Genomic DNA, 16,079 nt, shown 5'->3' on the forward strand with positions numbered 1-16,079 from the left:
TTATACGTCTATATAAAAAAAGATACGGAGTGATCAAAAATTATGAACATTTTACCAAGAAAAAAATTTTTAAAGAGCCAGCTTGCTTTAGCCATATTGTTGATAATGGCTCTTTTATTGCCGTCTCTGCCATCCAACAGTAATGCAGCAGCGGCTGTGGCAACTTTTAAACCGGTGTACATAACGAGCAACTCCTATGTGAAGCTTGAAAATGCGGATATTATTCCGAGCAGCAAAGGAAGAATGGCAAGCTTTGCGATTACATTCTATAATGGCGGTAGCGCTCCAATTAATTTACGTGATTATTGGGTTCGTTTAAAATCAACAAGCGGCACAAAGTATGTTGCGAATTTGATTGAAAGCGATAAAGCGAAAAAGATGGTACCAGCTAAGTCGAATGTAACTCTTACTTTCTACAGTGAAGTTCCTGCTTCTGTTTCATTGAATAATCTTGTCTTAAATGTGATTAAATTCGACTTCTCGGTTGCTGGCTATGAAAAACAATTAGGCAAGTTTACGTTCCCTGTATCTTACTCCAATGACGTAAAAGTTAATGGTTATAAAGGCGCTAAGATAAATAATGCGGTTATAAACATGAGAATCAATAAATCGACAATTTCCAAAGGTACTGATAATAATGTCGTTAATGTTGAATTGGCGATGAGAAATACAGAAAATTTTGAAGTAACTTTGTCGAACCTTTCTTTCTACCTTCAAGCGAACAACGGTGCGATGTATCAGATTAAAACGACCACTGATACTGCTCAAGGCATTACATTACGTTCGAAAATATTGGAAAATGTAAAGCTATCCGTTTCGCTGCCTAAAGCCATTTCAAGTACAGGCTTAAAGCTGGTCGTTACGCAGTCAGTTGGTGAGGCAGCGACTGCTATCACACTGCCTGTGGTGAAATTTCACTTGAGCTTGAATGCAGCATCAGCAACGACAGCGAACAATTACGCTTATGTAAGTGGCGATTACTCCTATAATGTAAAAGTTAGTTCTATTGAGCGTTATTCTTGGTTGAATGAAGTAAACATTATCAGCAAAATGGAAATTAAAAATGCCGGAACGAAAACAGCGCCGGTTCCTAAGATTACAGGTGCTCTATATTTAGGCAACAATGCGGAAATAGCAACAAAAGCTATTTTATCGGATTCACAAGTATCCTTGGCTGCTGGCGGTTCCATTTCCATTTACTACACGGGTACAGTACCGACCAGCACTTCTCTAACCGATTTGAAGCTTAAGCTGTTTGAGAAGGAAGGCGAGACGCAGCGTGAGCTAACTTCATTGAATACACCTGCTCCACTAACAAATAAGGCTGTTGCCATTGGTGGAGAGAATATTATCGATACGTTTGGACAAAAGTTCACGACAAAGGTGACGGAAGTTAAAGTGCTGGAAGGATCCACAAATAATTTGTATACAGCCTATTTGGATGTAACGAACAATCAGGAGACTGCAGTTGCAACCTCGAGATTGGCAGGATATCTAGAAACGACATCAGGTAACAAGTATACGGTATCTATTACTAAAACGAACAATCTAATCAATGCATCGAAAAAGGAGCAAGTGCTCGTAACGGCTGAGCTGCCGAAGGAAGTTGATTTGGCTAATGCAAGTCTCGTTTTAGGATTGGCTTACAATGACGAAGGTATCGTGAAAGCAACGGATGCAGCTGTAAAAGGATATATTAATGCAGCTCGTTACGCTCTACCATTGCCATTGCAAGAGACAAATAGTTTCAGTAATCTAAAAATCGGTGCCTATACCATTAATATTGATAATATTATTGCTTACTTGAATGATACGACTATTGATGTGGACCTTAACGGTACCGTTACACGCGATACTAGCTATGATGGTTTCACGAACAAGAAATTCAGCTTTGTTTTTGAGGACTTATCAACTAATTTAGTCATGCTGCAAATCCCTTTTGAAATTGAAGCAGCATCCGGACAGTATGTATGGAAAGTCGGCAGCAACTATACGAATATTGTTCAAAGTATGTCTAACAAACTGATTTCACCAACGTTTAATGTAAGTATTTATGAAGAGATGAATGGCTTTAAAGCAAGGCTTGTTACGAAACAAATCAAATGGTCACCTTATCTAAACTGGGCTGATCCTGCAGTAAAGTAATGTAATAATTTTACTAGTTTAAGAAGCGGAAATCGGGTATCGTATTAAGAGGTATCCGATTTTTGCTAGGAGGTTTCATAAATTGAAAAAAATAATGGTAAGGCTCGCTATTGGAGCTGTTTTAGTATCTACAGGATTGGCAATTGGAATGATGAATTCTAATGCAATCGAAGCCGATGGAATTAGCTCTTCGCCAGGCTCTGTAGAGGATCCAGTCGTTACCAAAAGCTATGTGGACGAGCAGTTGGCAAAATTGGGCGGAGGCTCTGTAGGGGGCGGTACGACGCCAGGAACAGACTCAGCATTAGAAGTCGTAACAGTACCCGCAGGCAAGACTTTAATGGCAGGACAAGGCACCGAGGTCATTGTGCGTGTAGGGAAAGCTATTGCATACAGCTCTGATGCCAGCGGTATTGCAGATCTAACAGGCGGAACTGATTTGACCAAGGGTAAAGCTGTCCCTACAAACCATTTATTGTTATTCCCGCGTGAAGGCCGCGGCATTTTACCTGATCCTAATCAGAAGAACGGGCTTACGGTCTTGGTTAATGGAAGCTACACATTACAATAATATGGATAGATGCTCTACATTTTACCCGTACTGACAATAGATTATACGCTTCAAAAAGGATGTTTCGATACACAATACATATGTGTTCTACATCATTTGGAGGTGTCATTTTATGAGTCGGTCGAATAAAGTGGTAGTGCAGCAAAGTAAAGCAGCGCTTAATCAATTGAAATACGAAATTGCAGCAGAATTTGGATTAACTTCAGGAGCCTATGCAGGCACTGGCGCAGATACTGAATTTGCTGGTGAGCTTGGATCATCCTCCGCTGGCTCTGGCCAAAGCGTACACTGGTCTTCGTTATCCACACGACAAGCTGGATCAGTTGGCGGAGAGATTACGAGAAGGCTGATTGCGCAAGCAGAATCAGTGCTTGGCGGATACTAACAAATGTTGGGGAACTCGACTTCCATTGACACAAAGCGACATTTTCGGTATCATACTGTCTTAGAAGAGTTGTCCAACAACCTTTTCCTCCGGGAAAAGGTTCATTTTTTGTGTAGAATGTTCGCACTTATTTCATATTAAGGTTGTAGGAGGTTGATATGGATGTCGGTTAAAGGACGCCACTTGTTTACATCGGAATCAGTAACTGAAGGCCATCCGGATAAGATTTGTGATCAAATATCCGATGCTGTCTTAGATGCATTCCTTGAAGCAGACCCATTCGCGCGTGTCGCTTGTGAGGTTTCTGTCGCTACAGGTCTTGTTTTGGTCATTGGTGAAATCAGCAGCAGCGCGGATTATGTTGATATTTCAGCAATCGCACGCCGCACAATCAAGGAAATTGGCTATACTCGTGCCAAATACGGCTTTGACTCCAGCACATGTGCAGTATTGACATCGCTTAATGAGCAGTCGGCTGATATTGCGCAAGGCGTTAACGCTGCGCTTGAGACTCGTGATGGCAAGGATATGAAGCAAGAGAACGAAGATATCGGCGCTGGCGACCAAGGTCTAATGTTCGGTTTTGCTACGAATGAGACTCCTGAGCTTATGCCGCTTCCAATCGCTTTGTCGCACCGCATTGCACGTCGCTTGTCTGAAGTCCGCAAGAACGAAACGCTTGCTTACCTTCGTCCTGATGGCAAAACGCAAGTTACAATCGAATACGCTGACGGCAAACCAGTACGCGTTGACACGATTGTTGTTTCTACTCAGCATGCGGAAGAAATTACGCTTGAGCAAATCCAACAGGATATTCTTGAGCATGTCATTAAGCCAGTTGTTCCTGTTGAATGGCTTGATAAGGATACTAAATACTTCATTAACCCAACGGGCCGTTTCGTAATCGGCGGACCTCAAGGCGATGCAGGCTTGACTGGCCGTAAAATTATCGTTGATACGTATGGCGGCTACGCTCGTCATGGCGGCGGCGCATTCTCCGGCAAAGATCCTACAAAGGTTGACCGTTCAGCAGCCTATGCGGCTCGTTATGTAGCTAAGAACATCGTTGCTGCAGGACTTGCGGAAAAGTGCGAGATCCAATTAGCTTATGCAATTGGTGTAGCTCAACCCGTATCGATCAACGTTGATACTTATGGAACAGGCAAAATCGGCGAAGATAAGCTCGTTGAACTTATCACTAGCAACTTTGACCTTCGTCCAGCAGGCATTATCAAAATGCTTGATCTTCGTCGTCCAATCTACAGACAAACAGCTGCATACGGTCACTTCGGCCGTACGGATGTTGATCTTCCTTGGGAACGCGTTGACAAAGCAGAGAAGCTTAAAGCAGACGCTGGCGTTCAAAGCGGAGTATAAGCAATTTAAAATAGGTTGATCAAAAGCTATCCACTCAGTAGTTTGACTACTCCGTGGATAGCTTTTTTGCTTTTTATCAGGAACAAAAAAGGGGAATAACCTAAATTTTTCATATGTACAAACCGACAAATAAGGTACGAGTGTAATTTTTTGAGGAGTGAATTCAAATGAGTCGAACTAGCAAGCTGTCTTCATTTATCGCCGTAATGCTTTTTCTCCAAATAACCTTGGCAAGCTGGCCGTTAGCTCAGCAGGCTACCGCTGCATCTGCAGGCCCAGTCGTATTAAGTCTCAGCCCGGCTGATGATCTTATTAATGTTTCGATAACGGCTGTTCTGAAAATGACCTTTGATGAAAATGTCAGCAAAGGATCTCATTCTACGTCCATTTCCATTTATGATTATGCAACGAGCAATTTGGTGGAAAGGATTCCTTTATCGTCTAATCAAATCTCGATTGATGGATCTCAGAGAACGGTGACCATAGATCCGACTAATTATTTCGATTTAAATACGAATTATTATGTTTTGGTAGATGCCGGAGCATTTGTTAATGCTTCGAATGGTGCTGGCTATGCTGGAATCAATAGCGCTAGCAGCTGGAATTTTCGAACGGTGGCTGAAGTGGATGTAACAAGTCCAACGCATACTGGCGTAGCGCCTACAGCCTCACCTATTGCAGTAACAACACCGATTATCATTACCTTTAACGAGCCGGTGTATGTTGCAAGCGGAAACATTCAAATAAATTCAGTTGAGGATAATAGATCGATTGCAGTTACCTCCAACGCAGTAAGAGGCAGCGGTACGAACCAGATCGTCATTCAGCCGCCAGCAGCGCTGCAGCCAAGCACGGCGTATTCGGTGACGATTCCGAACACAGCATTTCAAGATGCGTCAGGGAACCTTTTTAATGGCGTCACATGGAGCTTTACAACGGATACAGCACCGGTGAATGTGGCTGCATTGATTCCTGCTGACAACGCGACATCCGTAGCGCCTGATGCGACGCTAATCATTACATTTGACAAGAACGTTCAGCCACGTGCCGATAAATTTATCGAAATACGCAGGATCAGCAACAATACCTCCGTTGAGCGATTCAGCGCTATTTCATCTAATGTAATCGTCGCGAATAATCAAGTAAGTTTCAAACCAACTTCTAATCTAGAAGCTAATACGGCTTATTATGTATTAATCGATGCCGGGGCGTTTACACAACCGGATCCGAGCGGAGATCAGTGGTACCACGGGATTGCAGGCGCGTCCGTATGGAATTTCAGTACAAATCCCGGCAATGAGAACGTTCCGCCTGCTGCAACGGCTGTAATGCCGGCTGCTGGCGGAACGATCAGCAGCTTGAACTCCCTTTTGCAGATAACCTTTAATGAACCTGTATTTCTAAACCGAGGAGCAATCGAAATTAGGGATTCAGCAACCGGGGCATTGTTCCGGTCAATTCCAGTGACTTCGGAGCGGATAACGGGGGGCGGAACCTATCAGATTACGATTGATCCGAATAAAGCCATTAATGGCGAAGCAGAGAAGGCATTCGTAAATAACACCAAATATTATGTAACCATTGGCAATCGTGCCATTCGCGATGCGGCAGAGAATTATTATGCAGGAATTTCTGATCCGGCTGCTTGGTCCTTCACGGTTTCGCAGGATACGGTAAGACCAACACTATCGTTATTGAATCCGTTGAACAACGCGGTTTCGGTCGGACTAAGCCAAGCGTTTACGGCGACGTTCAGTGAAGCTATTAAGAAAGGCGCAACCGGTTCGATCATATTTAATCCTATCGGCAATAGCACGCTGCAACCGATTCCGGGTAACTTTTATGTAGATGGCAATAATAATAATGTTCTGGTCATCACCCCGACAAAGAGCTTTGACCCAAAGACCGCATATTATGTGACAGTCGATGCAAGCGCAGTGACCGATCTGGCCGGAAACAATTTTGCTGGAATACTCAATGAATATCAATGGACTTTTCAGACATATGGCTCCGATAATACGGCTCCTGTCTTAAGTAAGCTTGAGTGGAGCGGATCAACGATTACGTTGACCTATAATGAAGAGCTAAATGTGCATAAGATTCCTTCTGCGGGAAGCTTTTATGTGACAGTAAATGGCGCGCCGCGCTCAGTGACAGGCGTCCAAGTTCGTGGAGATGCCGTAATTCTTACGGTAGAGAGCCCCATCGTGGCAGGACAGCAGGTAAAGCTATCCTACTCGAAAGCGACAATAGGGCTTATTCAAGATACGTCAGACAACGAAGCAGCAAGCATTGTTAATCAGGATGTATCGGGAGCTAAAGATGTTATAGCACCTACTGTCATAAGCGGCAACGCTTCAGGCAGCGCGATTACATTATCTTTTAATAAAGAACTATTACCCGTAAACAGCTATGCCTACCTGCAATTTTCTGTTAGCATCGGCGGTGTTAAATACAGTACGACATCAATATCAAGCTCTGGAAGCAATATTTTGCTAACGATAAATGGTTCGGTTCAAAATTATCAAAATGTGTATGTGACTTATGTGCCTGGCTCTCATCCGATACGGGATAAGGCAGGCAATTACTTGGCTGCATTTAATAATTACAGTCTTTATAGTGTTCCTGATTCCGGAAAACCGACGCTTCAGTACATTAGCGTCAGCAGTAACATCGTCACATTAAAATACAACAAGAACTTAAATACACAAAGTGTACCAGCTGTTGGACAGTTCAACGTAATGGTTGATAGCAGCGTACGTCCTGTTCAACAAGTCACCATCGCAGGCGATACTGTGCTATTGACACTTTCATCTATCATAACGAATGGGCAAGTCGTGTCGGTAACCTATTTGGCAGCGCAATCGTTGATCATGGATTTGGCTGGCAACACGGCATCGTCCTTTACCAATGTAACGTCAGGCAGCGGGAGCAGCGGCGGGCAAAACGGCACCATTTATGGTGTCATTGCAAAAGGCTACACCATTACTTTGACTTTTGCAGAGTCGTTAAACAGCGGTTATGTCCCTGCTATTTCACAATTTCTAGTGAATGCGAATAGCGCAGTACGACTGGTATCGCGCGTAGAGTTAAGCGGATCATCGGTCATGTTAAGGCTAGCCGCTCCGGTGGCTACAGGCGAGGCGGTAACCATAACCTATTATTCAAATTCGACTGGCCTTCGGACGAATAGCGGAACGATGATCAATAGCTTCTCCAATATAAGCGCCGCGAATCAAACCACGATTCTGGATGGATTGTCGGGCGATTATGAAGAATCCGCTGGGGGCGGAATTGGATTAAAGACGTCAGCTGCGACTACGACTACGGATACCTCGCCAGCTGGCGTACAAGCTAACCGCTATACGCTGCCGTACGATAAGCTGCTGACAGCTTTTCAAACCGTTAGAACAGCCGGTATAGCGACCCCTCGCGTAGCATTTAAAGTGCCTGCATCAGAAAATGCAGCCATTGTATCTGTTCCAATAAGTACGCTCGATATGGCGAATCGTATAAATGCTAATTCCATCTTTGCTGTTCAATACGGCGATGCCACCTATGAGCTGCAGTTGACTGACAGGGATTTTGCGAAAATCAATACATTGCTTAGTGGAAATAGCTCATCAGGACAATTGCTCATTCGTATTGATCAAGGCTCATCGATGCTGACCGGAAATCTCAGCTCAAAAATAAACAGTTCCAATAGCTCGATGTTAGCTGGCCCGTATCACTTTGATGTGACTGCCGTGAGCGGTTCTGTGCAGAAGCCTTTGAATGATTTTAACGGCTACGTGCCGCGTACGATTCAAACCTATCAGGCAGTCGATACGAGCAAGACAGCGGTGGTATGGTTAGACCCTGCCTTAGGGGAGCTATCCTATGTACCGACTGAGCTAACGACAACCGCTGGAAAGACGACAGCGACGTTTAAGCGGAAAGGCAACAGCTCTTACGCGCTTGTTACGAATACATCCAGCTTCTCGGATTTAACCAAGCACTGGGCAGCAGCCAATATCCATACGTTGTCTCGGAAATTTATCGTAGAAGGCCGAACGGCATCAAAGTTTGAGCCTAATCGAGCGATTACGCGCGGTGAGTTTGCAACTTATATCGCGAAAGGGCTGGGCCTAAGCAGCAACAGAGAAGCAGCAGCCAAATACAAGGATGTAAATACGGGTACCGTAATGGGGGCTTATATTGGAGCGGCATCAGCTGCGGGAATTGTAGCCGGCAACACGGACGGTACCTTTAAGCCTAACAATCCGATTACGCGTCAGGAAATGGCTGCTATGATGATTAGAGCCGCCAGTGTAGCTGGCTTAAATGTACAGCTCCCTCAGTCGGCAGCTTCTTATCTCCAGAAGTATGCGGATCGAAGCAAAGTCAGCAGTTGGGCAAAGACAGACGTAGCGAAATCGATATATATTGGTGTTATAAGCGGTAAAACAGCGACGACATTAAGCCCGCAAACGAATGCGACCCGGGCGGAAGGCTCGGTTATGCTTTTGCGTTTACTGCAGAAGGTCAAGTTTTTGACTCCATAATATAAAAAATGAAGGCTCAGGGCGCGCATTTAAAACGCGGACTGAGCCTTTTTGATTATATAGCCGATATCTATCGGTTTATACAATACGATAGTACTCTTTTATCAGACGTAACTTTTATACTACTCTTGTAGTCTATAACTATTAGATTAATTGATGGGAGAGTTGCTAATCTAATGGGTAAGGTTCAGAGAATCATCGAGCGGCAGACAGGAAGCTTGGGGAAACGTGTCATTATTGTTGTATTAGGCGGAGCGTTGCTGGTGCAGCCAATCGCTTCAATCTTGCCTGGAGTCGGGCAAACCGCATTTATAGAGTCCACACAGGCGGCTGCTAGTGATCCAGTGCTTAAGCTGTCACAGCAAACATACGTTACTGCGGGAGCTAAACGGCTTGACTACGTCTTTCATACGACGCGCGGCAGCTCGAAGGCACAAACCGATGTTCATGTCATTGAAATCGATCTAACGAATCCCTACGTATCCTTAAATGCGATGAGCGGGAGAAATAATAGCATTGGTCAAGTAAACACCATTCTTAATATGACAAAAGAAAACGGAGCGGTAGCTGCAATCAATGCTGACGTTTTCGTAATGGGCAATGAGGGTGCGCCACTTGGCGGGCAGGTCGCAAGCGGCATGTTCATGTCAAGCCCAGCCAAGCTGAAGGGGATGTATGCATTCTCGCTTTCGAAGGATCGCAAGCCGATGATCGATAATTATACGTTCGAGGGCTTAGTGACAGCAGCAGACGGGTCAACCTTCCCGCTTGAAGGATTGAATCAATCGGCCTATGTGCCGGAAACGACAGGCACGAACTTTAGTCACGTCAATAAGATGTATATCTATACTAGTGCTTGGGGCGGAGCAGAACGTCCGAAAAATTCGGGCTCCACGCCTACCGAGGTATTGGTTCGCAACGGTATTATCGAAGAGATCTCGATTGACAAAGCAATCGCCGGACAAGCGCCTGCTGATGGATACATAATTCGCGCGCATGGCATTGCAGCTAATTTTGTAAAGGAGCGTTTGCAGATTGGACAATCGATCGCTGCCGACTACTCTCTTGTGTCTCAGACCACAGGATCAAAGGTAGATCCTGCGTCCTTCGAGATGATGGCTGGCGGACATACGCTGCTTGTTAATGGCGGCGCTGCTGCGACTTATTCCCGCGATATTACGGGAGTTAGCGGCAATTCGTATACCTCACGCTCAGGCATCGGCTATTCAAAGGACGGGACGAAGGTCTATCTCATCACAAGTGAACGCTATGGAAGCAATACAGGTGTGAGCCTAAAAGAGCTTCAGCAAATTATGGTGCAGCTAGGTGTATATAAAGGCGTCAATCTCGATGGCGGCGGTTCGACGACGATGATCGAGCGTCCGCTTGGAAGCAGTGCGCTGCAGCTAGCTCACTCGACGCAATATGGATCAACGCAGCGAAGTGTAGCGAACGGAATAGGCGTATTTACAACGGCTCCCAAAGGTACGCTAAAGGGCATATCCGTAAGCGGATCTAAAGTCATGCTTATAGGACAGAAGTCATCCTATTCAATAAAGGGTTATGATACGTATTACAATCCGTTTGAGATCGAAAATGGGTCCGCAATATGGAGCTCAGAGAAAGCGATCGGCACCTTCCAGGGCAGCGAGTTTACAGCGACAAAGGCTGGCAAAACGACACTTAGCGTGAAGTCAGGCGATATATCCACGAAGCAGGATATAGAAGTAATTGGCAAGGATCAGATTGCTTCGCTCTCCATCGATACGGCAGCAGGGGTATTGGCTAAGGGAGCAACGGTCTCGGTTCCGCTGACGATGAAGCTCAAAAACGGAAACACCTACAAGCTAAGCGGCGACTCCGTAAAATGGGAATTTGTCGGCTTCACAGCCGTTCAAAATGGCGACAGCCTAACGGTTCAATCCGTAAATGCCGGCACAAGCACCGGATATGCGATTGCTCGCTATGATGGTTATCCGGCCATGATTCCATTCACGCAAGGGGAAGCGGTTAGTACGTTCGAAGATTTTGAGAAATCGACCTACCCGATTACTTCACAGGTTACACCGGCAGAGACGGTAGGAAGTGTAAATCTGGTGTCCGATTTCCCTGGTCAAACATCCGCCAAAGCGCTGAAGCTGGATTATGATTTTACGAATGGAACGGGTACGAAAGCTTCTTATGCGGTGTTTAATTCCAACGGCCGTGCCATTGAGGGCTCGCCAATATCAATGACGGTAGACCTATACGGTGATAACAGCTTGAACTGGGTACGGGCAGAGTTTATCGATGCAGACGGCAAAGCACAGCTCCTAGATCTTGCGAAGCAGCTCGACTGGACAGGCTGGAAAAACGTGAAGGTGAACCTATCATCCGCAGGGATGAAATTCCCGGTTAAGCTAAAACGCATCTATATTGTAACGATTGCCGAGGGCCAGGATGAGCGTGCTGCATCTGGGTCAATTGGACTAGACAACATGAAGCTGCAATATTCGCCTACCGTAGCGGTTGATTCGAATACGAAGGTAGTGATGACCGTAGGCAAGACAGCAGCATCTGTTAACGGTAAAGCGATCAAGCTGGATTCGGCGCCAATCGTGCTAAATGGAACAACATATGTACCGGTTCGATTCGTATCGGATGCAATGGGGTCCAAGCTGCTATTTAACGGTAAAACGGGGCAGGTCACTGTGCTTCGGGGCAATAAGCTGATGGAAATGACGCTTGGGAAAAAGGATCTAATTTTAAACGGCGTGCAGCAATCCTCTGAGGTAACTCCGATCGTTCGTAATAACCGTACATTAATTCCGGTGCGATTATTCTCAGAGAAGCTGGGATTAAAAGTTGGCTATGACGGCAAAGCCAAAAAGATTACCATCGATTAACGATGGACGAAATGGCTCCTATCTGTGTTATGATAGAATAGATTAACCTTTAAGTAGAGAAAGGTTGCCGATCTATCGTGGACCATTTAACCGTCGATATAAATCGAGTTATAAAAAATGCAATCGAAGTTATGGAAGACAGCAAATATCAGATTTATGAAATATGTGAATCGGCGCGCACGGAGCTGGAGTCGCTGGAGCAGGAGCTTGAGATCGTCCTTCAGGAAACGGTAAAGACGATCGATAAGGTCGATCAGCTGGAGCTCGACTACCGCCGTGCGCGTATACGATTGACGGAAGTAAGCCGGGATTTCGTGCGCTACAAGGAAGATGACATTAAGTCAGCGTATGAGAAGGCTACGCAAATTCAGTTGGATTTGATGGTTTATCGCGAGAAAGAGTCCTACTTGAAGGCGCGTCGGGATGATTTGCAAAAACGCGTCCGCAATGTAGAAAATTCAATCGAGCGTGCTGAAACGATTGCTTCTCAAATAAATGTTGTGCTTGAGTATTTAGCGGGTGACCTGAACCAGGTTACACGGATCATTGAATCTGCCAAAACAAGGCAGCTGCTTGGCTTGAAGATCATTTTGGCGCAAGAGGAAGAGCGAAAAAGGATCGCTAGAGAAATTCATGACGGCCCGGCTCAATCGCTTGCCAATATCGTTCTTCGAACAGAAATTGCAGAACGTATGCTTATCAAGCAGGAATTTGTGATGGTACAGGAAGAATTAGTAGATTTGAAAGGTCAGGTCCGTTCCGGACTTGAGGAGATACGCAAAATTATTTTCAATTTGCGTCCGATGGCGCTGGATGATTTGGGACTTGTGCCGACTCTTCGTAAGTTCACGCAGGATTTTGAAGAGAAAACGAAAATACATACCGTATTCGAGTTAATCGGTAAAGAAGTTCGGATGCCCTCTGCAATGGAAGCGGCAATATACCGCTTGGTTCAGGAAGCCTTCACCAACGCTTTGAAGCATGCGAGTGCTTCTCATGTTTTGCTCGAAATTAACTATCAGCCACAACAGATTTCAATCGTTATTCAGGACAATGGCGTAGGTTTTCATAGCGAATTAATTGAGCAGGATGCTAGCCATAACGCACACTTTGGATTGGTGGGGATGAGGGAACGTATTGAGCTGATAGAGGGAAGGATGGATATAGACTCAAATCCCGGTAGAGGGACGAAAATTATGATAGATATACCTACGACTGCCGAATCTAGAAAGGAGTAAGATGATGATCCAGAAACCTGCAAGCAGTGCGAATACAATCAAAATTTTACTTGCGGATGACCACCAGCTGTTTCGTGAAGGACTTAAGCGGATTCTGAATATGGAAGACGATCTTGAAGTCATTGGCGAATGCGGAGACGGCATTCAAGTAATGGAGTTTTGCAATCATACTATTCCAGAAATTGTTTTGATGGATATTAATATGCCGATCGAGAACGGTGTCGTTACGACTGAGCGTTTGAAAAGCTTGTTCCCTGACGTAAAGGTGATCATTCTATCTATCCACGACGATGAGAGCTATGTATTTGAAACGCTTCGCAAAGGGGCTACCGGCTACCTGCTGAAGGACATGGAGGCGGAATCGCTAATTAACGCGATTCGCTCTGTCGTTCAAGGCCATGCCTATATCCATCCTAAAGTGACAGGCAAGCTGATTAACCAGCTTCGCCGAATGACTTATTTGGACGAGATGGGAATCGTTTCAGGAGCAGCTGCTGCTCAAGAGCCGGGCGTTAAGTTCGTTGCGGGCGATGAGAGCCCTCTAACGCGCCGCGAGGCAGAGGTGCTGAGACTTATGGCAGAAGGCAAGAGCAATAAGCTCATTGGTGAATTTCTATTTATCAGCGAGAAAACCGTTAAAAACCATGTCAGCAGCATTTTGCAAAAAATGGAAGTTGATGATCGTACGCAGGCTGTTATTCAATCGATTAAATATGGTTGGGTTACGCTTTAAAAACGGTTTAACCTCAAAAATCCCGTATCGGATGATACGGGATTTTTGGCGTCTAACTGTTGCCCTAGGGAGCCGCAAAGTAAAAAACTCCGAAGCTGCCTTGTTTAGGCTGCTCCGGAGATAAAGATAGAAATATGGGTTGCTGTGATCCTGCCGCTTATCTTCCTTGCCGTTTCTTACGAAGTGACAGGAAGCCGGCCGAAAGGGCAAAGGCGCCGATCAGATAATAAGGAACCGGACTGGAATCGCCTGTTTTTGGAAGCGTGGCAAGCGGAACTTGATCCTCGGCCACATCGATAACGGTATCAATAGGCGGATCGCCATTTTCATTATCATCAATTCCGCCTATTGGCGGCTCCTCATCCACTATTTCAACAATTGTAGTAACCTCAGGTGATGAAGTAGGAGTAGGTGCCGTCGAGACTGCAGGAGTTGAAGTAGGCGTACTCACAGGCGTTGGAGACGATGCTGGTGTTGAATAAGGCGTGCTCACAGGTGTCGGTGAAGTTGACGGCGGTGTAGTAGGCGTAGTCACCGGTGTTGGTGATGCAGACGGTGGCGTAGTAGGCGTAGTCTCAGGTGTTGGTGATGCAGACGGTGTCGTAGAAGGCGTAGTCTCCGGTGTTGGTGATGCAGACGGTGTCGTAGAAGGCGTAGTCTCCGGTGTTGGCGATGCAGACGGTGTCGTAGAAGGCGTAGTCTCCGGTGTTGGCGATGCAGACGGTGTCGTAGAAGGTGTAGTCTCTGGTGTTGGCGATGCTGATGGCGACGTAGTAGGCGTAGTCTCAGGTGTCGTTGTTGGAGTTGGCGTCGTCGTTGGAGTAGGTGATGGTGTTGCAGAAGGCACAGTACATGTATTGAGAAGTTTTACCTTCCAGCCTAAAATTTTGTCGCCGTGAGCGCCTGTGCCTAGATCGAACAGTTCGAAGCCGCTATAGATATCCAATTGATAAGGCAGGCATTTTGGGATATCAATCTTGACGGAATAGGTTCCGGCTTTATCAACGGGAATGGATTGCCCGCTATAATGCTTCTGCATATTGTAAGGAATAGTCGTGTCGGTGGGGCCGGGTACCCAGTCAGCAGGGCCTTCATAAGAGGAAAAGCTGACTCTCACGCAATCCACGATGGTCGTAAAGGTAGCCGTTGCCGTGCCATCGTTATTCACTGTGATGCTGGCATGATTGGCTATGACATCCGCTTTGCTGGTTGAATAACTCTGGCAGCCGTTTTCAATAGCAGGTTCGGTTGCAGGCGCTCCACCGCCGCTTTGGCCCTCTGCCATTACGAGTGAGCCAAGCGTAAGCGAAAGAATTAATAAGACGACCAGGCTCAATGTAAACTGCTTTTTTACATAATACATCGTTCACTCTCCTCTTAGAGTAGGTAGTGGTTCTAAGAGGGCCGGTTACACTATTGGCTCCATATAATCCAAGTGTCCATATGCAGATTATACTTCATCGCTTCCCTAGCTTTTACGTTGAGCAAAACCCACCTTCTCTCTGTAATCTATGCTTGAATATCGTATATATGCAAGGATGTAGTACGATGATAACACATACAGTGAATTGCTCAAGGGTGTTTCTTTGTCGTAATTTGACTATTAATTTCAGTTTGAGGACGGGTTGTTTACGGACATGTCGCACATTTTGTCGTCTTGTCCCCGGCTCGCGGAACCAGTGGGCTCTTCTTGGCATATAGTGTCACAAAGAGGAGGTGGCCGCTATGTTTGAGCTTCTACTTTTAGTGATTGGCTGTTATGCTTTGGCTGCATTGTCGGTGCATCTGGCGTTTCGAATTTGGCGCGGAAGGCAGCAATCGAGCAAGCATTACGTGCTCGTTGCGGACGTTCGGCAAAAAAATATGGAATGGTATGTGCGTTCATTGTTTTCTTTCTCGCGGAGAATGGGCAAGGATGTTCGCCTGACGATTGTCGATCGCGGCATCACGGACGAGACGCTTGCGATTGTAGAACGTTTGGCTAGAGGCGGCAACGAGGTTAGGGTACACCCTGAAGAAAATGCGCCTAAACCAGAAAACAAAGATAGTAAGCGTTCACAGACGAGTGGTATTGATGGAACCCAGTTGCTGTGGCTGCTGCAGGCAGAGGGAATCGTATCTCACTCCGATCATGCAGTGCTGGTCGATTTGCAAAACCCGTCGGATTTGTCGAAAATGCCATTTTAGTATATAATTTTCAG

Annotated in this window: 10 protein-coding genes and 1 riboswitch; of the genes, 9 read left to right on the top strand and 1 reads right to left on the bottom strand. The window is 45.7% G+C overall.

Translation table 11 applies throughout. The annotated features are described in order from the left end of the window. Positions 1-42: 42 nt before the first annotated feature. The 8 genes from HI950_RS18325 (at position 43) to HI950_RS18360 (ending at position 13,878) form a co-directional block, all read left to right on the top strand. Positions 43-2,145 carry a hypothetical protein gene (locus HI950_RS18325; protein ID WP_169084564.1) on the top strand — a complete coding sequence of 701 codons (2,103 nt, stop codon included), beginning with the start codon at positions 43-45 and terminating at the stop codon, positions 2,143-2,145. 82 nt (positions 2,146-2,227) lie between these two features. After that, positions 2,228-2,716, top strand: coding sequence for a hypothetical protein (locus HI950_RS18330; protein WP_223285352.1), 489 nt, complete (start codon positions 2,228-2,230; stop codon positions 2,714-2,716). A 112-nt stretch (positions 2,717-2,828) separates the two neighbouring features. Beyond that, complete coding sequence (locus HI950_RS18335; RefSeq protein WP_169084566.1) at positions 2,829-3,101, top strand: alpha/beta-type small acid-soluble spore protein; 273 nt, start codon at positions 2,829-2,831, stop codon at positions 3,099-3,101. A 162-nt stretch (positions 3,102-3,263) separates the two neighbouring features. After that, positions 3,264-4,478, top strand: coding sequence for a methionine adenosyltransferase (metK, locus tag HI950_RS18340; protein WP_169084568.1), 1,215 nt, complete (start codon positions 3,264-3,266; stop codon positions 4,476-4,478). Positions 4,479-4,645: 167 nt separating this feature from the next. Continuing rightward, a complete protein-coding gene (locus HI950_RS18345; RefSeq protein ID WP_169084570.1) occupies positions 4,646-9,022 on the top strand; it encodes an Ig-like domain-containing protein in 4,377 nt (1,458 codons plus the stop codon). 176 nt (positions 9,023-9,198) lie between these two features. After that, complete coding sequence (locus HI950_RS18350) at positions 9,199-11,907, top strand: stalk domain-containing protein (RefSeq protein WP_169084571.1); 2,709 nt, start codon at positions 9,199-9,201, stop codon at positions 11,905-11,907. Positions 11,908-11,984: 77 nt separating this feature from the next. Further along, the gene (locus HI950_RS18355) at positions 11,985-13,145 is read left to right on the top strand and encodes a sensor histidine kinase (protein WP_169084572.1); all 1,161 of its coding nucleotides are present in this window, start codon (positions 11,985-11,987) and stop codon (positions 13,143-13,145) included. 4 nt (positions 13,146-13,149) lie between these two features. Next, positions 13,150-13,878 carry a response regulator gene (locus HI950_RS18360; RefSeq protein WP_053373810.1) on the top strand — a complete coding sequence of 243 codons (729 nt, stop codon included), beginning with the start codon at positions 13,150-13,152 and terminating at the stop codon, positions 13,876-13,878. Positions 13,879-14,035: 157 nt separating this feature from the next. Here the strand turns inward: HI950_RS18360 and HI950_RS18365 are convergent, their stop codons facing one another. Beyond that, the gene (locus tag HI950_RS18365; RefSeq protein ID WP_169084573.1) at positions 14,036-15,241 is read right to left on the bottom strand and encodes an LPXTG cell wall anchor domain-containing protein; all 1,206 of its coding nucleotides are present in this window, start codon (positions 15,239-15,241) and stop codon (positions 14,036-14,038) included. A 32-nt stretch (positions 15,242-15,273) separates the two neighbouring features. Further along, positions 15,274-15,355, bottom strand: a riboswitch (cyclic di-GMP riboswitch). 248 nt (positions 15,356-15,603) lie between these two features. Here HI950_RS18365 and HI950_RS18370 point away from each other — a divergent pair. Then, positions 15,604-16,065, top strand: coding sequence for a hypothetical protein (locus tag HI950_RS18370; protein ID WP_169084574.1), 462 nt, complete (start codon positions 15,604-15,606; stop codon positions 16,063-16,065). The last annotated feature ends 14 nt before the right edge of the window (positions 16,066-16,079 follow it).

Origin of the sequence: Paenibacillus sp. PL91 (genome assembly GCF_012935325.2) — a bacterium.
Lineage (GTDB): Bacteria > Bacillota > Bacilli > Paenibacillales > Paenibacillaceae > Pristimantibacillus.